The following is a 19,792-nucleotide window of genomic DNA, read 5'->3' on the forward strand; positions in this document are numbered from 1 at the left end:
GCGCGTATTGAAGCGCAGCAGGCACGCCGATTCAACTGGCCTGCGGCTCTGCCTCATCTTCCTCGAAACCTCGCGACGCCCGACCGACCAGCAACTCATCCGGCGCATGCGCCACACTGTGGTTCTTCCCCGGATAATCCAGCGAATGCAGGAAGTGCCGGATGCAATTGATCCGCGCACGCTTCTTGTCATCGGACTTGATCACCGTCCATGGCGCATCGGCAGTATCGGTATGGAAGAACATCGCCTCCTTGGCTGCGGTGTAATCTTCCCACTTGTCCAGCGACTTGATGTCGATGGGCGACAGCTTCCAGTGCTTGAGCGGGTCGTCCCGGCGCGAGATGAAGCGGCGCAGCTGCTCTTCGCGGTTCACCGAGAACCAGTACTTGAACAGCAGGATGCCGCTGTTGCACAGCATGCGCTCCAGCTCCGGCGCCTGGCGCATGAACTCCAGGTACTGCAGTGGCGAGCAGAAATCCATCACCTTTTCGACGCCGGCGCGGTTGTACCAGGAGCGGTCGAAGAACACCATTTCACCTGCCGTGGGCAGATGCTGGATATAGCGCTGGAAGTACCACTGGCCTTTTTCCTGCTCGGAAGGCTTTTCCAGGGCAACGATGCGAGCACCACGAGGGTTGAGGTGCTCCATGAACCGCTTGATGGTGCCGCCCTTGCCTGCGGCATCGCGCCCTTCGAACAGGATCACCACGCGCTGGCCGGTTTCCTTCACCCAGCTCTGTACCTTCAGCAACTCGATCTGCAGCGCGTGCTTGGCCTTTTCGTAGTCCTGGCGACGCATGCGGGTGCGGTAGGGGTAGCTGGCCGGCAGGTGGGCCGAGGTGCTGTCTTCGTTGCTGCCCTTGGGGGCGGTGGCGACTTCCAGTGCAGCAGGTTGCTGGCTGATGCTGGTGATCGTCGGCTCCGGCTTGCGCTGGCGTGGGCGACGCGTGCGGGCTGGGGTGATGGCGGGCTCGCTGGGGGCGGGGAGCAGGAGGGGGGATTCTTCGCTCATGGAGGTCCTTGCGGGTCGAGTCGGATGTCCATCTGGCATTTTAAGTCGAGCGATCGGCGGCACTTTGATATCGGTCAACGGCGCGTCCACAAACAGTTTGAAACAGCTACAAATTGAATGTAGTGTGAACTGCGGTTTACATTTTTCTCATGCGCACACTAATTCAAACCGAAACCTTCCGAAGGTGGTTCGCTGCTTTACGGGATCCGCGGGCAAAGGCCCGGATAAACGTCAGGCTGCGTCGAGTGGAGCTTGGAGTGATGGGGGACTGTAAACCGGTTGCCGAGGGAGTATCCGAGCTTCGGATCGACTATGGTCCGGGTTATCGGGTGTATTTTGTTCAACGAGGCTATGAAGTGATCATCCTCCTGGCGGGTGGCGATAAAACCAGCCAGGCCAGAGATATCAAATCTGCCCTCAAGCTGGCACGCGACCTTTAGGAGGCCGCCATGACAAATATCAAGCTGACCAAATGGGACGCTGTAGACCATTTGAAGACAGAGGAAGACATGGCCCTCTACCTTGAGGCCTGTCTTGAAGAAAACGATCCAGCACTGCTTGCTGCTGCCCTGGGTGATATCGCTCGTGCCCGGGGTATGGCTCAGTTGGCGCGTGATACCGGCCTGACACGAGAAGGGTTGTATAAGGCGTTGTCTGCAGAGGGTAACCCGAGTTTGGCGACCATCATGAAAGTGATGGCGGCCCTCGGGGTCAGGCTTCATGCCGAGGTGCTGCCGCGCGCGGCGGGGTAAGGTTTAGCGATCGGGAGGGGCAGTAACGGCAGGTAACTGCCGAGCCTCCAGCAAAAATGACAGACAACAAAAAACCCGCACTAGGCGGGTTTCTTGTTGTCGCTTCGGGTAACTTTGCAACCACCAGAAGCTTGAAGGTGGTGCCCAGAGACGGAGTCGAACCGCCGACACGAGGATTTTCAATCCTCTGCTCTACCGACTGAGCTATCTGGGCGACGAGGTGAATTAAATAGACTTTCAGACCGCTCGTCAACGACTTTTTGAAAAAATTTTAAATTAATTCCGTCGCTTACGTTCCGTGGGGTCATTCCGAGGGTGGAACGTAGCCTTCCGCCTGGGCGTATTCTTCGCCGGCGAAAAACTTGTCCATCTCGCCCTGGAGGAATTTGCGGTCCTCGGCGTTCATCATGTTCAGGCGCTTTTCGTTGATCAGCATGGTTTGGTGCTTCTGCCAGTCGGCCCAGGCTTTCTGCGAGATGTGTTCGAAGATGTCCTGGCCCTTGGCGCCGGGGTAGGGCGGGCGCTCCAGGCCTGGCAGTTCTTCTTTGTACTTGCGGCACATCACGGTGCGGGTCATCGGGCGTCTCCTGCAATCAGTTCGTCGGCCGCGCGTTTGAGCAGCTTTTTCACCGGGGCGGCGAGGCCCAGGCGCGGCGGGGTGGCGAGGTTATACCAGAGCCAGTCGGCCTCGGCCACGTGCTGGCCGACCGGGTCGACGCGCACCAGCCAGGGCTCGATCGCCAGCTGGAAGTGGCTGAAGGTATGGGTCAGGCCGTCCATGGCGCGGCTGTCAGCCAGGCGCAGGCCGTGCTGGTAGGCCAGGTCATCGAGCTGGGCAATGTCGTCCAGTTCCGGCAGGCTCCACAAACCACCCCACAGGCCGCTGGACGGACGGCGGTAAAGCAGGATGGCGCCTTCGTGGTTGGCCAGCAGCGGCATCAGCGTGCGGCGCTGCGGCAGTGCCTTGCGCGGCTTGGGCTCGGGGTAGCGGGTTTCTTCACCGTGCAGGTGCGCTTCGCAGCCGCGCTGCAGCGGGCAGATCAGGCAGCTGGGCTTGCTGCGGGTGCACAGCGTGGCACCCATGTCCATCATCGCCTGGGTGTAGTGGTTGGCGCGCTGCTGTGGGGTAAAGCGTTCGGCCGTGGCCCACAGCTGGTTGGCCACCTTGGGCTCGCCGGGGTAGCCGGCCTGGGCGGTGTAGCGGGCCAGCACGCGCTTGACGTTGCCGTCGAGGATCGGTGCGCGGATGCCCATGCTGATACTGGCGATGGCGCCGGCGGTGGAGCGGCCGATGCCGGGCAGTTCGGTGAGCTGCTCGACACTGCGCGGGAATTCGCCGCCATGCTGTTCGACCACGATCTTCGCGGCCTTTTGCAGGTTGCGTGCCCGGGTGTAGTAACCCAGGCCTGTCCACAGGTGCAGCACTTCGTCCTCCGGCGCCTCGGCAAGGGCCTGCACGGTCGGCAGGGCCTGCATGAAGCGGTCGAAGTAGTTGAGTACGGTGCTGACCTGGGTCTGCTGCAACATGATTTCCGACACCCACACCCGGTACGGGTTGATGCCCTGTTGCCAGGGCAGGTCGTGCCGGCCGTGTTCGTCATACCAATCCAGCACTGCGCTGGAGAACTGCTCGGGGCTCATCGCTTGAACAGCCCCTTGAGCGCGTCTTTCAATTCCGGGCTCACTTTGTCTCCGAGTTTTTCATCGATCTTGTCTTGCAGACGATTGCCGGCCACCTTGGCGGCAACCTTACCCAGGCCGTCCTGGTCCAGGCGGCAGGCTTTGGCGCCCAGCTCCAGCGGGCCGCGGCAACGCAGCGGTATTTCGACACCGACATAGCGTTCGTTGACCTGGCAGGCCGGGTCCGGCATGGCGCGCTGGTCGCCTTCGACGACCACGCCAACGTTGTAGTCCATGCCCAGTACACGCAGGTCGAGGTCACCATGGCCATTGACGGTCAGGCCCGGAATGCGTGCCTTGAGGTCCGGGTTGTTGGCGACGCCATTGCGTACTACCAGGCTGCCACGCAGTTCCTGGAACGGGGTGTCCTTGCCGCGAGGCTCGCCGGTGAGCGATTTGCGGTTCAGCGTGGCGATGGCCTTGCACAGCTGCTGTTCCAGGTTGGCATTGACCAGCACGCCGTCGTTGATGACGAAGTTGGCGTTGCCGTTGAGGGTGTCGACCAGGGCCTTCTGGCTGTTGCCGGTGGCGGTCAGGTCGCTGGTCAGGGTCAGCAGGCCTTTGACCGGTGGCGTCTGCTCCTTGCCCTCGGTCTTGATGAAGTGTTCCACCGGCACCCGCTGGATGCTGGTGTTGACGCCCAGTTGCGGCACGGCAGGGCGCACGTCGACGGTGCCCTTGGCCTCGAAGGTGCCGTTGTACAGTTCACCGCGCAGGGTTTGCAGGGTCAGCAGGCCGCCCTGGCCGATGGCCTTGAGCTGGGCGTCTTCGATCGGCAGTTTGTCCAGAGTCAGCGAGCCGAAGGCCAGGTCGGCCTGCAGGTCGAGGGCGCGCAGGCGGTCGACCGGCAGCAGCTTGTCGTCGCTCCAGGCGACCTGGGTCGGGGCGTTGGGGAGCGGCGTGGTGCCAGGGCCGGCGACCGCGCTGGCTTCCTGTTGCTTGACCTCGGCCTGGCGCGCGGCGGTGGCGCCCTTGGCCTCTTCACTCTTGGCCGGCAGGTAGCGGTCGGCGTTGAAGGTGTCACCCTTGAGCTGCAGGCGCAGGGCCTGTTTTGCGAAGTCTTCGACGGCCACGCGGCCAGTGAAGGTGCTGTCGTCCAGCTTCACCGCCAGGTCTTCCAGGGCCAGGCTGTTAGGCGTGCCCTGCAGGCGGGTGACCAGTTCCAGCTTGGCGAAGGCCGCCGGGTCGTTGGTGGCCGGCAGCGGGCGGCCGATGCTGTCGAGGAAGGTGCGCAGGTCGAACTGGGCGATGGACAGGCCGCCGCTCAGCTGCGGTGCCTTGTCCAGGTCTCGCAGGTTCAGCTCGCCCAGGGCGCGTAGCTGGTTGGCCGAGACTTTCAGGCCGTTCCACGAGGCGACATTGGCGGCCAGGTCGACCAGCAACTGGCCTTGGGCGGCGAAGGTCACGGTCTTGCCGCCGGTGGGTTCACCCGAGGTTTCGCCCGACAGGCGCATGTCTTCGAAGTTGTAGCGCTTGAGCTTGCGGTCGAAGCGCAGCTCGCCGGCCAGTTCGGTGCGGGCCTTGATGTTCGGCTGGCTGGCGCTGAGGAAGGCGCTGGCCTTGAGCGGAATGTTCGCCCCTTCGTGGACCGGGCCGGTGCTCAGCTGGATGCTTTCGGCGCTGTAGCTCTGGCCGGTCTTGGCATCGGTGTACTGTACGCGGGCGTTGTTCACGGTCAGGCTGTCGATGTCAAGCTTGACGGCGCGTTCGTTGCTGGCGACCGGTGCCGACGCCTGTTCGGCCGGTGCCTGGGCTGGAGCACTGGCCTGCCCATCGGCACTGGCGCCGTTCTGCGCGGGCAGCGGTTTACCGATGTCTTCCCAGTTGCCATGGCCCTGTTCGTCACGGGCCAGGGTCAGGTTCAGGCCCTCGACGCGCACGTCGCTCATCTGCACTTCGCGGCGCAGCAGTGGCAGCACACGTACAGAAAGCCCGAGCATCTGCAGGTCGGCGAACGGCTCCTTGGGTTTGTTCAAGGTAGCGATGCTTGCGTCGTGCAACTCCAGGCCCAGCCATGGGAACAGGCTCCAGCCAATATCACCGTTGAGGGTCAGCTCGACGTGAGCCTTGTCACGTGCCAGCTGGCGAATCTCGTCTTTGTAGTCGTTGGGATCGAAGAGGTGGGTCAGGGCGAAGCCCAGCGCCACGATGATCAGCAGCAACCCGAGAAGCCCAAGTCCCAGGATTTTGCCGAACGCTTTCATGGGCGAGTCCTTGTAGTCCGTTTTTGAAATTCAAGCGCCAGAGTATAGCGCCGCAGTGGTTACCCCTGCGTATTCGACTAGAGATACGGGGCATTTCCTACGCGTACAGCAGATGGTACGGCTTTCGACAGCCATGATTTTGTCAGTTCCGAATGTGTGGCCTGTACTGGCCCTATCGCCGGCAAGCCAGCTCCCACAGGGATCCCGCTGTCCCCGAGGTCGGTGGGATCCCTGTGTGGCTTGCCGGCGATAGGGCCGGTATAGGCAACATGACCGTTTCAGCCGAGCAAAAATTAACGATATCAGATTGCTTTCACGCTACTTGATACTGCTACCCTTGCGCCGCTTTGCCTGCACCCTCCCTATAAGAAGGATCTGATCCATGAGCAGTACCGTCGCGGCGGGGACCTTGGCCAGTGCGCCAGGCTTCCTGTCGAAGGAGCGCATCATCGCCCGTCCGGGCTTCAACCGCTGGCTGGTCCCACCGGCCGCCCTTGCCATTCATCTGTGCATCGGCATGGCCTATGGCTTCTCGGTGTTCTGGCTGCCGTTGTCGCAAGCCCTAGGCATCACCGCCCCGGTCGCCTGCGCAGCGGACATGGGCTTCATGGCCCGTATGTTCAGCGCCGAATGCGATTGGCCGATTTCCATGCTGAGCTGGATCTACACCCTGTTCTTCGTCTTCCTCGGTTGCTCGGCGGCCGTGCTGGGTGGTTGGCTGGAACACGCTGGCCCGCGCAAGGCCGGCCTGGTGTCGGCGCTGTGCTGGTGCGGTGGCATGCTGATTTCGGCGATTGGCGTGAAAACCCATCAGCTGTGGCTGATGTGGCTGGGTTCCGGCGTAATCGGCGGTATCGGCCTGGGCCTGGGCTACATCTCGCCGGTGTCGACCTTGATCAAGTGGTTCCCGGACAAGCGCGGCATGGCCACCGGCATGGCGATCATGGGCTTCGGTGGCGGGGCCATGGTCGGTGCACCGCTGGCCACCGCGCTGATGGGCCATTTCGGCAATGCGCAGGAAGTGGGCGTGTGGCAGAGCTTCGTCGTCATGGCGGCGATCTACTTCGTGTTCATGACCGCTGGTGCCCTGGCGTATCGCGTACCGCCAACCGGCTGGAAGCCCGAAGGCTGGAGCGCCCCAGTGAAGAAAGCTGGCAACACCATGGTCACTGACCGCCACGTTCACGTCAGCGTGGCCTGGAAGACCCCGCAGTTCGCGCTGATCTGGCTGGTGCTGTGCCTGAACGTGTCGGCGGGTATCGGCATCCTCGGCATGGCTTCGCCGTTGCTGCAGGAAGTGTTCGCCGGCAAGCTGCTGGGCAACGGGCTGAGCTTCAGCGAGCTGAACAGCGCCCAGTTGGCGCAGATTGCCGCGATCGCCGCCGGCTTCACCGGCCTGCTGAGCCTGTTCAACATCGGCGGGCGGTTCTTCTGGGCGTCGTTCTCGGACTACATTGGCCGCAAGAATACCTATTTCGCCTTCTTTGCCTTGGGCGTGGGCTTGTACAGCCTGGTGCCGAACATGGGGCACCTGGGTAACGTGGCGCTGTTCGTGGCGGCGTTCTGCATCATCCTGTCGATGTACGGTGGTGGTTTTGCCACGGTACCGGCCTACCTGGCCGACCTGTTCGGCACGCAGATGGTCGGCGCAATTCATGGCCGCCTGCTGACTGCCTGGGCGGCGGCGGGGGTGCTGGGGCCGGTGCTTATCACCTACCTGCGCGAGTACCAATTGGCGGCCGGGGTGGAGCGTGCGGCTGCTTATGACATGACCCTGTACATCCTCGCCGGCCTGCTGGTGCTGGGCTTTGTCTGCAACATGCTGGTGCGACCGGTGGCCGACAAGCATTTCATGAGCGATGCCGAACTGGCTGCCGAGCGGGCGTTGAGCCATGACAAGGGCGCCGACGGGGCGCGCTCGCTGGAGTGGAAGGCGGCGCCGGGTAGCCTGCCGCTGGTGCTGCTGGCCTGGGCAGTGGTGGTCGTGCCGTTGGCCTGGGGCGTTTGGATTACCCTGCAGAAGACGGCTGTGCTGTTCCATTGATTGGGGGCGCTTTGCACCCCATCGCGACACAAGGCCGCTCCTACAGGTGACCCCTGTAGGAGCGGCCTTGTGTCGCGATGGGCTGCAAAGCAGCCCCAGGCCCCCCGGTTGTATAGACCTGTAACGGTATCCAGCCTGCGTAATTCCTCGTTTTGCCATATGTCATCCGCGTTTCAAGCCGGCGCGTTCTAGGCCTATAATGAAGCCCTTTTCGCCTAATGATTTTGCGGAGCTGGTGATGGTCGAACGTAAGGCTTCCGTCGAGCGCAATACCCTGGAAACCCAGGTCAAGTGCTCGATCAACCTCGATGGCAGTGGCAAGGCCCGATTCGATATCGGTGTGCCTTTCCTTGAACACATGCTGGACCAGATTGCCCGCCATGGGCTGATCGATCTGGATATCGAGTGCAAGGGTGACACGCATATCGACGATCACCATACCGTCGAAGACGTCGGCATCACCTTGGGCATGGCATTTGCTCAGGCCATCGGTGACAAGAAGGGCATCTTCCGCTACGGCCACGCCTATGTGCCGCTGGACGAAGCGCTGTCGCGCGTGGTCATCGACTTCTCCGGTCGCCCGGGCCTGCAGATGCATGTGCCGTACACCCGCGCCAGCGTCGGCGGCTTCGATGTCGACCTGTTCCAGGAGTTCTTCCAGGGCTTCGTCAACCACGCCCTGGTCACCCTGCACATCGACAACCTGCGTGGCCACAACACCCACCACCAGATCGAGACCGTGTTCAAGGCTTTCGGCCGCGCCCTGCGCATGGCCATTACCCTCGACGAGCGCATGGCCGGGCAGATGCCTTCCACCAAAGGGTGCCTGTAAATGCAGACGGTAGCCGTAATCGACTATGGCATGGGCAACCTGCACTCGGTGGCCAAGGCGCTCGAGCATGTAGGTGCCGGCAAGGTGCTGGTCACCAGTGATGCCACGGTCATCCGCGAAGCCGACCGCGTGGTATTCCCGGGCGTGGGCGCAATTCGCGACTGCATGGCAGAAATCCGCCGCCTGGGCTTCGACAGCCTGGTGCGTGAAGTCAGCCAGGACCGCCCGTTCCTCGGCATCTGCGTGGGTATGCAGGCACTGCTCGACCACAGCGAAGAAAACGACGGTGTCGACTGTATCGGCCTGTTCCCCGGCCAGGTTCGCTTCTTCGGCAAAGACCTGCAGGAAGACGGCGAGCACCTGAAGGTGCCGCACATGGGCTGGAACGAAGTCGGCCAGACCAACGACCACCCGCTGTGGCACGACATCCCCGATCGTGCGCGGTTCTACTTCGTGCACAGCTATTACATCAATGCCGGCAAGCCGGCTCAGGTGGTCGGTCGCGGCCATTACGGTGTCGATTTCGCCGCTGCACTGGCCGATGGCTCGCGCTTTGCCGTGCAGTTCCACCCGGAGAAGAGCCATACCCATGGCCTGCAGCTGCTGCAGAACTTCGTCGCCTGGGACGGGCGCTGGTAAATGAGCAGGTCGAAGACCAAGGCCCCGGTCATCACCCTGGCCCCTGAGCAGGAGCGCGAAGCGCTGCACACGCTCAAGCGCTTCCTCGAAGACCGTTTCGAGCTGGAGCTGGGGTCGTTCGAAGTGGCCGAAGTCCTCGAACTGTTCAGCAAAGAAATTGCACCCCTTTACTACAACAGGGCGATTGCCGATGTTCAGCTGCACCTCAAGGAGCGGTTCGAGAGCATCGAAAGCGATCTGTGGGCGCTCGAGAAGCCCTGAAACCCCAAGAACAGACAGGTTCCCAAGATGCTGATTATCCCCGCTATCGATCTGAAGGACGGTGCCTGCGTGCGCCTGCGCCAGGGCCGCATGGAAGACTCCACGGTATTTTCCGACGACCCGGTGAGCATGGCCGCCAAGTGGGTCGAGGGTGGCTGCCGCCGCCTGCACCTGGTCGACCTCAACGGTGCCTTCGAAGGCCAGCCGGTCAATGGTGAAGTGGTCACTGCCATTGCCAAGCGCTACCCGACTTTGCCGATCCAGATCGGCGGCGGTATTCGCTCGCTGGAAACCATCGAGCACTACGTCAAGGCCGGCGTCGGCTACGTGATCATCGGCACCAAGGCGGTCAAGCAGCCGGAGTTCGTTGCCGAAGCGTGCAAGGCCTTCCCAGGCAAGGTCATCGTCGGCCTGGACGCCAAGGACGGCTTTGTCGCCACCGACGGCTGGGCTGAAGTGAGCTCGGTTCAGGTCATCGACCTGGCCAAGCGTTTCGAGGCCGATGGCGTCTCGGCGATCGTCTACACCGACATCGCCAAGGACGGCATGATGCAGGGCTGCAACGTGCCGTTCACCAAGGCGCTGGCAGAAGCCACTTCGATCCCGGTGATCGCCTCGGGCGGCATCCACAACCTGGGCGACATCAAGGCCCTGCTGGACGCCAAGGCCCCGGGCATCATCGGCGCCATCACCGGCCGTGCCATCTACGAAGGCACCCTCGATGTCGCCGAGGCCCAGGCCTTCTGCGACAACTACCAAGGCTGAGGACTGAACCATGGCACTGGCCAAGCGCATCATCCCTTGCCTGGACGTGGACAACGGCCGGGTGGTCAAGGGCGTCAAGTTCGAGAACATCCGTGATGCCGGCGACCCGGTGGAAATCGCCCGTCGCTACGACGAGCAAGGTGCCGACGAAATCACCTTCCTCGACATCACTGCCAGCGTCGACGGCCGCGACACTACCCTGCATACCGTCGAGCGCATGGCCAGCCAGGTGTTCATCCCGCTGACCGTGGGCGGTGGCGTGCGCACCGTGCAGGACATCCGCAACCTGCTCAATGCCGGTGCCGACAAGGTCTCGATCAACACGGCCGCGGTGTTCAACCCAGAGTTCGTCGGCGAGGCAGCGGACCGTTTCGGTTCGCAGTGCATCGTCGTCGCCATTGATGCCAAGAAGGTGTCCGGGCCGGGCGAAGAACCACGCTGGGAAATCTTCACCCACGGCGGGCGTAAGCCGACCGGGCTGGATGCCGTTGAATGGGCGAAGAAGATGGAAGGCCTGGGTGCTGGCGAGATCCTGCTGACCAGCATGGATCAGGACGGCATGAAGAACGGCTTCGACCTGGGTGTTACCCGTGCGATCAGTGATGCGCTGGGTATTCCGGTGATTGCCTCGGGCGGTGTGGGTAACCTGCAGCACTTGGCTGACGGCATTCTGGAAGGGCATGCCAGTGCGGTGCTGGCTGCCAGTATCTTCCACTTTGGTGAGTACACGGTGCCGGAAGCCAAGGCCTACATGGCTTCGCGCGGGATCGTCGTTCGCTGACCCATTGTTGGGAGGGCTTTGCCCTCCTTTCGCGACACAAGGCCGCTCCTACAGGGATATGCGTTCCCCTGTAGGAGCGGCCTTGTGTCGCGAAAGGGCCGCAAAGCGGCCCCAATGGCATCAGCCGTGGTTCTTGCCGAGCAATGCGTGATAAAGCTCGGTATCCCCAAGTATCCCCACCACCTTGTCGTTATCCTGCAACACCAGCTTGTTGCCGGTCTGATAACGAATCTGCAGCGCCTCGCGCATGCCGATATCGGCATTTACCAACGTTGGGCGGCGGCCCAGCAGCTCCACATCCTGCCCTGGTGCCCAGTTTTGCAGGTCAAGCCCGTTCTGCCCCTGGCGTGCGCGCTTGATCGAGCCGCCTTCGCCAAGGTCCAGCCACGAGTCGATGCCGGGGTCCAGGCACACCGAACCGTTCACCCGCTTGCAGTTGTCCAGGCTGCGCATCAGGCTGCGCCCGCACAGCACGTTCAGTGGGTTGGTATGGGCGACAAAGGTACGCACATACTCGTCGGCCGGGTTGAGCACGATCTCTTCCGGCTTGCTGTACTGGATGATCCGCCCGTCCTTCATGATGGCGATGCGGCTACCCAGTTTCAGTGCCTCGTCCAGGTCGTGGCTGACGAACACGATGGTCTTGCTAAGCTTGGCCTGCAGGCCAAGCAACTCGTCCTGCAGGCCCTGGCGGATCAGCGGGTCCAGTGCCGAGAACGGTTCGTCCATCAGCAGGATGTCGGCATCCATCGCCAGCGCCCGGGCCAGGCCCACGCGCTGCTGCATGCCGCCAGACAGTTCGTCCGGCTTCTTGTTGCGCCACTGGGTCAGGCCCACCAGTTCGAGCTTCTCGTCTACCAGCTTGCGCCGTTCCTTCTCGGGGCGGCCCTGCATTTCCAGGCCAAAGCTGATGTTCTCGCGCACCGTCAGCCAGGGCATCAGGGCGAATTTCTGGAACACCATGGCAATGCGCTTGGTGCGCATCATCTTCAGTTCGGCCGGGGTGCAGTGGGCAATATCGATGTGCTTGCCTTCGTGCTCGACGAACAGCTTGCCGCGGCTGACGGTGTTCAGGCCGTTGATGCAGCGCAGCAAACTCGACTTGCCCGAGCCGGACAGGCCCATCAGCACGCAGATCTCGCCCTTCTGGATATCCAGGTTGGCCTTCTCGACACCCACAACCAGGCCGGTCTGCTTGAGAATCTGCTCGCGGGTCTGGCCTTGGTCGAGCAGCGCCAGCGCTTCGCGCGGCTTGTTGGAGAAGATGACGTCGACGTCTTCGAAACGAATGATGCTCATGCTTCACCCCTTACCGGCAGGTCCGGTTGCTTGCAGATACGGTCGAGCATGATCGCCAGCAGCACGATCGCCAGGCCCGCTTCGAAGCCCAGGGAAATATCGGCGGTGTTCAGTGCGTTGACCACAGGTTTGCCCAGGCCGTCAGCGCCGACCAGGGCGGCGATCACCACCATCGATAGCGACAGCATGATGCACTGGGTAACGCCGGCGGCGATGCTTGGCATCGCGTGCGGCAGTTCGATACGGGTGAGCAGCTGGCGCCGTGAGCAGCCAAAGGCCTTGCCGGCATCCATCAGCTCCTGCGGGACGTCGCAGATGCCCAGATAGGTGAGACGGATCGGCGCGGCGATGGCGAACACCACTGTCGAGATCAGCCCCGGCACCACACCCAGGCCGAACAGGGTCAGGGTGGGGATCAGGTAGACGAAGGTAGGTACCGTCTGCATCAGGTCGAGTACCGGGCGCATGGCGGTATAGAACATCGGTTTGTGCGCGGCGACGATGCCCAGTGGCACGCCGATGGCCACGCAAACCACCGTGGCGAAGGTGACTTGCGCCAGGGTTTCCATGGTTTCCTGCCAGTAACCCAGGTTGAGGATCAGCAGGAACGACAGGGCGACGAATGCGGTCAGCGCCCACTTGCGCTGGATGAAATGCGCCAGGGCGGCGAACAGAGCGATGAGCACGAACGGATTGAAGAAAGTCAGGGCACTGGTTACGCCATGGATCATGAACTCCAGGCCTTGCGCGATGGCGTCGAAGTAATTCGCGCCGTTCTGGGTCAGCCACTCGACGAACGATGCGATGTACTGGCCCAGGGGTATTTTCTGATCGATAAGCATGATAGCGAGCTTCCACCTGCATAGATTGAACTCAACCCGGGGCAGGCACGGTCCTGCCCCGAGGTAGCGCTATTGCGTATTTCGTTATTGCGTCAGCTTGGCCTTGGCCGCCTCAAGGCCGGGTTTGCCATCCACGGTGGTTACGCCGGCCAGCCAGGCATCCAGTTTGCCAGGGTTGTCCTTGAGCCACTTCTTGGCAGCCGCCTCGGGTTTCATCTTGTCGTCCAGGACATAGCCCATCATGGTGCTTTCATCCTTGAGCTCGAACGACAGGTTCTTCAACAGCTGGCCAACGTTGCTGCATTCCTGCACATAGCCCTTGCGGGTGTTGGTCAATACGGTCGCCTTGCCGAAGTCGGGGCCGAAGAATTCGTCTCCGCCGGTCAGGTACTGCATCTTGAAGCGGGTGTTCATCGGGTGCGGTTCCCAGCCGAGGAACACGATGGCCTCGCCGCGTTTCTGCGCGCGGTCGACCTGCGACAGCATGCCGGCCTCGCTGGACTGAACGATCTTGAATCCGGCGTCCTTCAGGCCGAAGGCGTTCTTGTCGATCATGCTCTGGATGGTGCGGTTGCCATCGTTGCCGGGCTCGATGCCGTAGATCTTGCCGTCCAGTTCCTGCTTGAACTTGGGAATGTCGCTGAAATCCTTCAGGCCCTTGTCATACAGCGCCTGGGGCACTGCCAGGGTGTACTTGGCGTTTTCCAGGTTGGCGCGCACGGTTTCCACGGTGCCGGCGTCGCGATACTGCTTGATGTCGTTCTCCATGGTCGGCATCCAGTTGCCGAGAAACACGTCCAGGTCCTTGCCGGTGGCCAGCGACTTGTAGGTCACCGGTACCGAGATCATGGTGGTGTGGGTCTTGTAACCCAGTGCTTCGAGCACAACGCTGGTGGTCGCGGTAGTGACCGTGATGTCGGTCCAGCCGACATCCGAGAACCGTACCGTCTGGCATTGCTCGGGTTCGGCGGCCTGGGCCAGCAAAGGCGCGGACAGCAACGCAACCAGCAACAGCGAGGGTGAACCTTTCATGGATGGACTCCTGTGATTTTGTCTTCGGGTTCGCGTGGGTCGCCGGGCTTTCTCAGGGTCCGGTCGACCAGGCCTGCAGAGGGCAGGATGCGTGGCCGTGCTTTACGAGTCGCTTTCGATAATCCTCCAGCGCCGGGCAATCGCCTACTGGTGGGGTCGTAACCAGTACGGAACGGGTCGTATCCAGTATGGGCGATGTCGTTTATGGATTTTTCCACCCCCTCAGCCGCATTTTTACGTCACCAGGCCGCCGTAAAGCGGCGTGGCAACGGCAGCTCCCCGGTTGAAAACAGCGCGGCGCTGCTGGACAAAAGTACGTCGGTTGCAGACGGCGAGGGGGTTGGTAAAAGCCCGATGATGCGTGCATTCAAGGCGGCCCGCTGCTTCAGCCTAGCAGTTGCCCCGCCCTGCGCATGGCGCGCAGAGACAAGCCCAGCAAGAGGTGATTCGACAATGGCCATCAGCGTGTTCGACCTGTTCAAGATCGGTGTCGGGCCCTCCAGCTCCCACACCGTAGGCCCCATGCGTGCTGGCGCCCTGTTCGTCCAGGGCCTGCGCGAACGCGGCGAGCTGGAACATGTGAAGCGGATCGAAGTGCGCCTGTATGGCTCGCTGTCGGCCACAGGTGTGGGGCACGGCACCGACAATGCCACCATCATGGGCTTGATGGGTGAATGGCCTGACGCCATCGACCCGACCCAGATCGTGCCGCGTATAGCCGACCTGCGCGAAACCAACACCCTGCAGCTGGACAGCCGCCTGCCCATCGAATTCGTCTGGGCCCGCGACATGCTGTTGCTGGACGAGAATTTGCCGTACCACCCCAACGCCATGACCCTGGTTGCCGAAGGCGAACAGGGCGAGCTGCACCGCGACACCTACTACTCGGTGGGTGGCGGCTTCGTGGTCGATGCCGCCCAGGCCGCCAGCGGCGTGCTGGATGCTGACCAGACGGTGCTGCCTTACGATTTCAATAGCGCTGCCGAACTGCTGCGCCTGTGCAAGCAAAACGACCTCAGCGTGTCGCAATTGATGATGGCCAACGAGAAGGTCTGGCGCAGCGAGGAAGAGATCCGCTCCGGCCTGCACAAGCTCTGGGAAGCCATGCAGGAATGCGTCAACAACGGCCTCAAGTACGAAGGCACGCTGCCCGGCGGATTGAACGTGCGCCGCCGCGCCGCCAAGCTGCACCGCAGCCTGCAGGAAATCGGCAAACCCAACGTGATCGGCTCGACCATGAGCGCCATGGAGTGGGTCAACCTGTTCGCCTTGGCGGTCAATGAAGAAAACGCTGCCGGCGGGCGTATGGTTACCGCACCGACCAACGGTGCGGCGGGCATCATCCCGGCGGTGTTGCACTACTACATGCGCTTCAGCGATGCGGTGGACGAGTCCAGCGTGGTCGACTTCTTCCTCGGTGCTGCCGCGGTGGGCATCCTGTGCAAGAAGAACGCCTCGATCTCTGGTGCCGAAGTGGGTTGCCAAGGGGAAGTCGGTTCGGCTTGCGCCATGGCAGCGGCGGGTCTTGCCGAAGTGCTGGGCGCGACCCCGCCACAGGTGGAGAACGCTGCCGAGATCGCCCTGGAGCACAACCTGGGCCTGACCTGCGACCCGGTTGGCGGATTGGTGCAGGTGCCGTGCATCGAGCGCAACGCGATTGCTGCGGTCAAGGCCATCAACGCAGTGCAGATGGCCCTGCGTGGTGACGGCGAGCACTTCATTTCCCTCGACCAGGTGATCCGCACCATGCGCGATACCGGGGCCGACATGCACGACAAGTATAAAGAGACTTCGCGCGGTGGTTTGGCGGTCAGCGCGATCGAGTGCTGATAGCTTGACCGGACCTCAAGGGCCTCTTCGCGGGTGAAACCGTGAAGAGGCCCTTGAGTTTGACGCAGGTGCAGCACAGCCCCCCCAATGCATCCTTATGGTGCAGTGCGACGCATACCAATCGTCGGGTGTCGTAATCAGTTCGGGCATTGTCGGTGACACTCAAGAGTGTCGTTTCTGGGCATCCTACACTGCGCGTGTCACCAAATTGCTCAGCCATTCCACGCGCACCGCCTAGCACGCCCGTTCTACGATGATTGACCAACTCGATCAAAGCACCTGATTTGCCTAACAAAGGCGTCGTTTTCAGGTTTTTTTGGATGGCCGTTCAACTTCAGGCACGGCGTTTGCGTAGAGATTGGTACCAAGGCCCCCACACATGAAACCGGGGCCATACATAACAAGAAATCAGTGCTCGCCTGAGGCACCCCCTGCATTTGTGTGAGGAGAAATCGCGATGACGTCGTACACCTCCGGGAACCCAACCCAGAACCGCACAGCCCCCCAGTCCATCGGGTTTCTCCTATTGGACAATTTCACCCTGATTTCCCTGGCGTCGGCCGTCGAGCCGCTGCGCATGGCCAACCAGCTGTCCGGCCGCGAGCTGTACCGCTGGCACACCCTCACCGCCGATGGTGGACAGGTGTGGGCCAGCGATGGCTTGCAGATAACCCCTGACGCCGCGATGCACAGTGCGCCTCCCATCGATACCGTGATTGTTTGCGGCGGCGTGGGCATCCAGCGCAGTGTCACCCGCGAGCATGTCACCTGGTTGCAAACCCAGGCCCGCCAGTCGCGCCGCCTGGGCGCGGTATGCACCGGCAGCTGGGCCTTGGCCTGTGCCGGGTTGCTGGATGGTTTCGATTGCAGTGTGCACTGGGAGTGCCTGGCCGCGATGCAAGAGGCTTTCCCGCGCGTCAACATGAGCACCCGCCTGTTCACCCTCGACCGTAACCGCTTCACCAGCTCCGGTGGTACTGCGCCGCTGGACATGATGCTGCACCTGATCAGCCGCGACCACGGCCGTGAACTGTCGGCGGCGATCTCCGAAATGTTCGTCTACGAGCGCATCCGCAACGAGCAGGATCACCAGCGCGTGCCGCTCAAGCACATGCTTGGCACCAACCAGCCGAAGCTGCAGGAAATCGTTGCGCTGATGGAGGCCAACCTCGAAGAGCCGATCGACCTGGACGAACTGGCGGTATACGTGTCGGTATCGCGCCGGCAGCTCGAGCGCCTGTTCCAGAAGTACTTGCACTGTTCGCCGTCGCGTTACTACCTGAAGCTGCGCCTGATCCGCGCCCGGCAGCTGCTGAAGCAGACGCCGATGTCGATCATCGAAGTGGCGTCGGTGTGCGGCTTCGTGTCTACCCCGCACTTCTCCAAATGCTACCGCGAGTATTTCGGCATTCCGCCGCGTGACGAGCGCGTGGGCTCCAACACCGCGCAGCAGGTGGCGATGATGCCGATCCCACAGGCCATGACCCTGTCGCCGCACAGCGGGCCGATGGCGGCCCTGAGCCAGGCGCGCAACGAGTCGACCTTTGCCAGTGTAAGGCTCTGAAACAGCACTGGCCTCTTCGCGGGTAAACCCGCTCCCACAGGTACTGCACTGCTTTTGAATTCAGTGCAGTACCTGTGGGAGCGGGTTTACCCGCGAAGAGGCCAGTACAGGAAAACGAATCAGCCGCGCTTGTTGAACTGCGCCAACGCCGGCAACAGCTGTTTGTCGATGGCCTGGCGCACCGCCGGCAGGATCGTCGCACTACCGGTATACATCTGCTCCACCATCCCCTTCAGCGCCCGTGCATTGGGCTCGGTCAGCCCACGCACCACCGCTTCGCACGCCTGCTCGGCAGTAGCGCCGGCCGGAATCTCGAACCCGCGCGCGCGCAGGTGGCCTGCCAGATCGTCCTGGTCAATCAAATCCGCATGCATCATGGCTGTTGTCCCTTTTATCGCTAAGAGAGTGCTGCTGTGATTTACGACCGATTCTGTGACGCCAGCGACATGCCCGCAACAACAGAATGGCGCCATGGCTGCTTTGGCTAAGAACAGGTCGTTTACGGCTAAATCCAGTGTTCGGGAAGTGCGCAAACTCAAGCCATCTGCCGCAACGGAGGGTTTGGTCACCCTCGTTCGTGTACAGTGGATGTTGCTCGCTCTTGGCCCCGGATGCTCACGGCTTTCCGGGGTTATTTTTTTGCCCGGAGCAACACCGCCACCGCTGTTGGCTCACTATCTTGCTCAATACTTGCAGGCATGCCTCTGTGGGAGCGGGTTCACCCGCGAATGCGTCGGTAGCTTCACCATCGCATTCGCGGGTGAACCCGCTCCCACAGGGTACGCAGTTTTGTTCAGGATCGGGTGTTCAAACCAATCACCCGGCCGACGAACTCAGCCGGGGGCACATCCTGCTGCTCATCCACCAACCCTTGCAGCAACTCGACACTACGCTCACTGAACGGCGCCGACTTCGGCCCCGCCAGGTCGACATGCAGCAGCATCTGCTCACTGGCCGCCAGCGCTTCGGCGAACCCTGCCCGGTGCAGGCTGTGGTAGACATGCAGGCGCTTGCGATCAAAGCCGATGATCTGCGTCTGCACCCATACCTCGGTGCCCAGCTTTACTTCGTGCAGGTAGTTGATGTGCGCCTCCAGGGTGAACAGCGAGTTACCGCTCTGGCCGCGGCTGTCGGCATCCAGGCCGATGCGCTCCATCAGCGCGTCGGTGGCGTAGCTGAAGATCAGCAGGTAGTAGGCATCGCGCAGGTGCCCGTTGTAGTCGACCCAGTCCTCCTGGACCGGGGTGCGGTAGGTGATCAGTGCGGGCATCGCGGTCTCCTCAGTCGCCGAAAGCCATACCGTGGCTGGCTTTGCTGGTCTTTACCGCTTCCAGCACTGCCAACAGGGTGTCATCACGATAGCGCTCCAGCGCGGCGATGCTGCGATCCGCCAGTTGCTCGGAGGTCCCTTCGACCACATCGTCGATCAACTTGTCGGTGAGTTCCGGCGCCGGCAGGTAGGTCCAGGGCAGTTTCAACGCCGGGCCGAACTGGGCCATGAAGTGACGCATGCCCGCATCACCACCGGCCAGCGTGTAGGTGAGGAACGTGCCCATGAACGACCAGCGCAAGCCGGCACCGAAACGGATGGCATCGTCTATCTCGCCGGTACTGGCCACGCCGTCGTTGACCAAGTGCAGTGCTTCGCGCCACAGCGCTTCGAGCAGGCGGTCGGCGATGAACCCGGGCACTTCCTTGCGTACGTGTAGCGGGCGCATGCCCAGGGCGGTGTAGATGGTCCGGGCCGCTTCGATGGCCTCGGGGGCGGTGCGGTTGCCACCGACGATTTCCACCAGCGGCAGCAGGTACACCGGATTGAACGGGTGGCCGACCACGCAGCGCTCGGGGTGGGTGGCCGACTCGTAGAACTCGCTGGGCAGCAGGCCCGAGGTGCTGGAACCGATGATCGCGTCGGGTTTGGCGGCGGCGCTGATCTTTGCGTGCAGGTCGAGCTTCAGGTCCAGGCGCTCAGGGGCGCTTTCCTGGATGAAATCGGCGTCGCGGACACATTCCTCGATGGTGGCGACGAACTTCAGTCGGTCTTGTGATGCGCCTGGTGCCAGGCCTTGTTTTTCCAGTGCCGGCCAGGCGTTGGCGATGCGCTTGCGCAAGGCCTGCTCGGCGCCTGGCGCCGGGTCCCAGGCGACCACGTCCAGCCCGTGGGCCAGGGCGCGCGCGACCCAGCCGCTGCCGATCACGCCACTACCCAGCGCGGCGAAGGTCTTGATCTCGGTGATGAAGGTCATGTTGAGCTC

Annotated in this window: 20 protein-coding genes and 1 tRNA gene; 10 read left to right on the top strand and 11 right to left on the bottom strand. The window is 62.3% G+C overall.

What is annotated here, in order from left to right; genetic code table 11:
• Nucleotides 1–31: 31 nt before the first annotated feature.
• Complete coding sequence (gene ppk2, locus WM94_RS06100) at nucleotides 32–1,012, bottom strand: polyphosphate kinase 2 (RefSeq protein ID WP_061550701.1); 981 nt, start codon at nucleotides 1,010–1,012, stop codon at nucleotides 32–34.
• 149 nt (nucleotides 1,013–1,161) lie between these two features.
• On the opposite strand from ppk2, the gene WM94_RS06105 reads away from it, so the two are divergent.
• Nucleotides 1,162–1,452: a type II toxin-antitoxin system RelE/ParE family toxin gene (locus WM94_RS06105; RefSeq protein WP_061550702.1), complete on the top strand. Its 291-nt coding sequence runs from the start codon at nucleotides 1,162–1,164 to the stop codon at nucleotides 1,450–1,452.
• A 9-nt stretch (nucleotides 1,453–1,461) separates the two neighbouring features.
• Nucleotides 1,462–1,764, top strand: a complete 303-nt coding sequence (locus WM94_RS06110; RefSeq protein WP_015268632.1) for an addiction module antidote protein — start codon at nucleotides 1,462–1,464, stop codon at nucleotides 1,762–1,764.
• A 138-nt stretch (nucleotides 1,765–1,902) separates the two neighbouring features.
• Here the strand turns inward: WM94_RS06110 and WM94_RS06115 are convergent.
• From WM94_RS06115 to WM94_RS06130, 4 genes are all read right to left on the bottom strand, one after another.
• Nucleotides 1,903–1,978 (bottom strand) — tRNA-Phe (locus tag WM94_RS06115).
• A gap of 90 nt (nucleotides 1,979–2,068) precedes the next feature.
• On the bottom strand, nucleotides 2,069–2,341 hold the full coding sequence (locus WM94_RS06120) for an oxidative damage protection protein (protein ID WP_003257478.1): 273 nt from the start codon (nucleotides 2,339–2,341) through the stop codon (nucleotides 2,069–2,071).
• A complete protein-coding gene (mutY, locus tag WM94_RS06125) occupies nucleotides 2,338–3,405 on the bottom strand; it encodes an A/G-specific adenine glycosylase (RefSeq protein WP_013970490.1) in 1,068 nt (355 codons plus the stop codon). The genes WM94_RS06120 and mutY overlap by 4 nt, the downstream gene beginning before the upstream one ends.
• The gene (locus tag WM94_RS06130; RefSeq protein ID WP_061550703.1) at nucleotides 3,402–5,648 is read right to left on the bottom strand and encodes an AsmA family protein; all 2,247 of its coding nucleotides are present in this window, start codon (nucleotides 5,646–5,648) and stop codon (nucleotides 3,402–3,404) included. Before WM94_RS06130 ends, mutY begins: the two co-directional genes overlap by 4 nt.
• Before the next feature lie 382 nt (nucleotides 5,649–6,030).
• Between WM94_RS06130 and WM94_RS06135 the strand changes: the two genes are divergently transcribed.
• From WM94_RS06135 to hisF, 6 genes are all read left to right on the top strand, one after another.
• Nucleotides 6,031–7,692, top strand: coding sequence for an OFA family MFS transporter (locus WM94_RS06135; RefSeq protein WP_015268635.1), 1,662 nt, complete (start codon nucleotides 6,031–6,033; stop codon nucleotides 7,690–7,692).
• Between the two features lie 238 nt (nucleotides 7,693–7,930).
• Nucleotides 7,931–8,524 (top strand): imidazoleglycerol-phosphate dehydratase HisB, encoded by a 594-nt coding sequence (gene hisB / locus WM94_RS06140; RefSeq protein WP_003255736.1) that lies wholly within the window; start codon nucleotides 7,931–7,933, stop codon nucleotides 8,522–8,524.
• Entirely contained in the window at nucleotides 8,525–9,163 is a 639-nt protein-coding gene (gene hisH / locus WM94_RS06145; RefSeq protein WP_013970493.1) for an imidazole glycerol phosphate synthase subunit HisH, read from the top strand.
• Complete coding sequence (locus WM94_RS06150; RefSeq protein ID WP_003257483.1) at nucleotides 9,164–9,424, top strand: DUF2164 domain-containing protein; 261 nt, start codon at nucleotides 9,164–9,166, stop codon at nucleotides 9,422–9,424. It abuts the gene before it with no gap.
• Between the two features lie 27 nt (nucleotides 9,425–9,451).
• Nucleotides 9,452–10,189 carry a 1-(5-phosphoribosyl)-5-[(5-phosphoribosylamino)methylideneamino]imidazole-4-carboxamide isomerase gene (hisA, locus tag WM94_RS06155; RefSeq protein ID WP_061550704.1) on the top strand — a complete coding sequence of 246 codons (738 nt, stop codon included), beginning with the start codon at nucleotides 9,452–9,454 and terminating at the stop codon, nucleotides 10,187–10,189.
• Nucleotides 10,190–10,199: 10 nt separating this feature from the next.
• Nucleotides 10,200–10,970, top strand: coding sequence for an imidazole glycerol phosphate synthase subunit HisF (gene hisF / locus WM94_RS06160; RefSeq protein WP_013970495.1), 771 nt, complete (start codon nucleotides 10,200–10,202; stop codon nucleotides 10,968–10,970).
• 120 nt (nucleotides 10,971–11,090) lie between these two features.
• Here hisF and choV read toward each other — a convergent pair whose 3' ends face one another.
• The 3 genes from choV to WM94_RS06175 all read right to left on the bottom strand — a co-directional run bounded on the left by choV (nucleotide 11,091) and on the right by WM94_RS06175 (nucleotide 14,143).
• Nucleotides 11,091–12,269, bottom strand: a complete 1,179-nt coding sequence (gene choV, locus WM94_RS06165) for a choline ABC transporter ATP-binding protein (RefSeq protein WP_003257485.1) — start codon at nucleotides 12,267–12,269, stop codon at nucleotides 11,091–11,093.
• Nucleotides 12,266–13,114, bottom strand: coding sequence for a choline ABC transporter permease subunit (choW, locus tag WM94_RS06170; RefSeq protein ID WP_169774667.1), 849 nt, complete (start codon nucleotides 13,112–13,114; stop codon nucleotides 12,266–12,268). Before choW ends, choV begins: the two co-directional genes overlap by 4 nt.
• 81 nt (nucleotides 13,115–13,195) lie before the next feature.
• Complete coding sequence (locus tag WM94_RS06175; protein ID WP_003257486.1) at nucleotides 13,196–14,143, bottom strand: choline ABC transporter substrate-binding protein; 948 nt, start codon at nucleotides 14,141–14,143, stop codon at nucleotides 13,196–13,198.
• Between the two features lie 453 nt (nucleotides 14,144–14,596).
• On the opposite strand from WM94_RS06175, the gene WM94_RS06180 reads away from it, so the two are divergent.
• Both WM94_RS06180 and WM94_RS06185 read left to right on the top strand, forming a co-directional pair.
• Nucleotides 14,597–15,973 (top strand): L-serine ammonia-lyase, encoded by a 1,377-nt coding sequence (locus WM94_RS06180; RefSeq protein WP_061550705.1) that lies wholly within the window; start codon nucleotides 14,597–14,599, stop codon nucleotides 15,971–15,973.
• Between the two features lie 457 nt (nucleotides 15,974–16,430).
• Nucleotides 16,431–17,537, top strand: a complete 1,107-nt coding sequence (locus tag WM94_RS06185; protein ID WP_015268639.1) for a GlxA family transcriptional regulator — start codon at nucleotides 16,431–16,433, stop codon at nucleotides 17,535–17,537.
• Nucleotides 17,538–17,656: 119 nt separating this feature from the next.
• Here the strand turns inward: WM94_RS06185 and WM94_RS06190 are convergent, their stop codons facing one another.
• From WM94_RS06190 to WM94_RS06200, 3 genes are all read right to left on the bottom strand, one after another.
• Complete coding sequence (locus WM94_RS06190; protein ID WP_003257487.1) at nucleotides 17,657–17,914, bottom strand: hypothetical protein; 258 nt, start codon at nucleotides 17,912–17,914, stop codon at nucleotides 17,657–17,659.
• A 416-nt stretch (nucleotides 17,915–18,330) separates the two neighbouring features.
• Complete coding sequence (locus tag WM94_RS06195) at nucleotides 18,331–18,807, bottom strand: thioesterase family protein (protein ID WP_061550706.1); 477 nt, start codon at nucleotides 18,805–18,807, stop codon at nucleotides 18,331–18,333.
• A gap of 10 nt (nucleotides 18,808–18,817) precedes the next feature.
• Nucleotides 18,818–19,783: an L-carnitine dehydrogenase gene (locus tag WM94_RS06200; RefSeq protein WP_015268641.1), complete on the bottom strand. Its 966-nt coding sequence runs from the start codon at nucleotides 19,781–19,783 to the stop codon at nucleotides 18,818–18,820.
• Nucleotides 19,784–19,792 lie beyond the last annotated feature (9 nt).

It is taken from the genome of Pseudomonas sp. ABFPK (genome assembly GCF_001586765.1).
Classification (GTDB): Bacteria; Pseudomonadota; Gammaproteobacteria; order Pseudomonadales; family Pseudomonadaceae; genus Aquipseudomonas; species Aquipseudomonas asiatica.

Bases quoted from the DNA above. Each gene is read 5' to 3' on its own strand.
- ppk2 (WP_061550701.1), bottom strand. From the start codon at position 1,012: ATGAGCGAAGAATCCCCCCTCCTGCTCCCCGCCCCCAGCGAGCCCGCC.
- WM94_RS06105 (WP_061550702.1), top strand. From the start codon at position 1,162: ATGCGCACACTAATTCAAACCGAAACCTTCCGAAGGTGGTTCGCTGCT.
- WM94_RS06110 (WP_015268632.1), top strand. From the start codon at position 1,462: ATGACAAATATCAAGCTGACCAAATGGGACGCTGTAGACCATTTGAAG.
- WM94_RS06120 (WP_003257478.1), bottom strand. From the start codon at position 2,341: ATGACCCGCACCGTGATGTGCCGCAAGTACAAAGAAGAACTGCCAGGC.
- mutY (WP_013970490.1), bottom strand. From the start codon at position 3,405: ATGAGCCCCGAGCAGTTCTCCAGCGCAGTGCTGGATTGGTATGACGAA.
- WM94_RS06130 (WP_061550703.1), bottom strand. From the start codon at position 5,648: ATGAAAGCGTTCGGCAAAATCCTGGGACTTGGGCTTCTCGGGTTGCTG.
- WM94_RS06135 (WP_015268635.1), top strand. From the start codon at position 6,031: ATGAGCAGTACCGTCGCGGCGGGGACCTTGGCCAGTGCGCCAGGCTTC.
- hisB (WP_003255736.1), top strand. From the start codon at position 7,931: ATGGTCGAACGTAAGGCTTCCGTCGAGCGCAATACCCTGGAAACCCAG.
- hisH (WP_013970493.1), top strand. From the start codon at position 8,525: ATGCAGACGGTAGCCGTAATCGACTATGGCATGGGCAACCTGCACTCG.
- WM94_RS06150 (WP_003257483.1), top strand. From the start codon at position 9,164: ATGAGCAGGTCGAAGACCAAGGCCCCGGTCATCACCCTGGCCCCTGAG.
- hisA (WP_061550704.1), top strand. From the start codon at position 9,452: ATGCTGATTATCCCCGCTATCGATCTGAAGGACGGTGCCTGCGTGCGC.
- hisF (WP_013970495.1), top strand. From the start codon at position 10,200: ATGGCACTGGCCAAGCGCATCATCCCTTGCCTGGACGTGGACAACGGC.
- choV (WP_003257485.1), bottom strand. From the start codon at position 12,269: ATGAGCATCATTCGTTTCGAAGACGTCGACGTCATCTTCTCCAACAAG.
- WM94_RS06175 (WP_003257486.1), bottom strand. From the start codon at position 14,143: ATGAAAGGTTCACCCTCGCTGTTGCTGGTTGCGTTGCTGTCCGCGCCT.
- WM94_RS06180 (WP_061550705.1), top strand. From the start codon at position 14,597: ATGGCCATCAGCGTGTTCGACCTGTTCAAGATCGGTGTCGGGCCCTCC.
- WM94_RS06185 (WP_015268639.1), top strand. From the start codon at position 16,431: ATGACGTCGTACACCTCCGGGAACCCAACCCAGAACCGCACAGCCCCC.
- WM94_RS06190 (WP_003257487.1), bottom strand. From the start codon at position 17,914: ATGATGCATGCGGATTTGATTGACCAGGACGATCTGGCAGGCCACCTG.
- WM94_RS06195 (WP_061550706.1), bottom strand. From the start codon at position 18,807: ATGCCCGCACTGATCACCTACCGCACCCCGGTCCAGGAGGACTGGGTC.
- WM94_RS06200 (WP_015268641.1), bottom strand. From the start codon at position 19,783: ATGACCTTCATCACCGAGATCAAGACCTTCGCCGCGCTGGGTAGTGGC.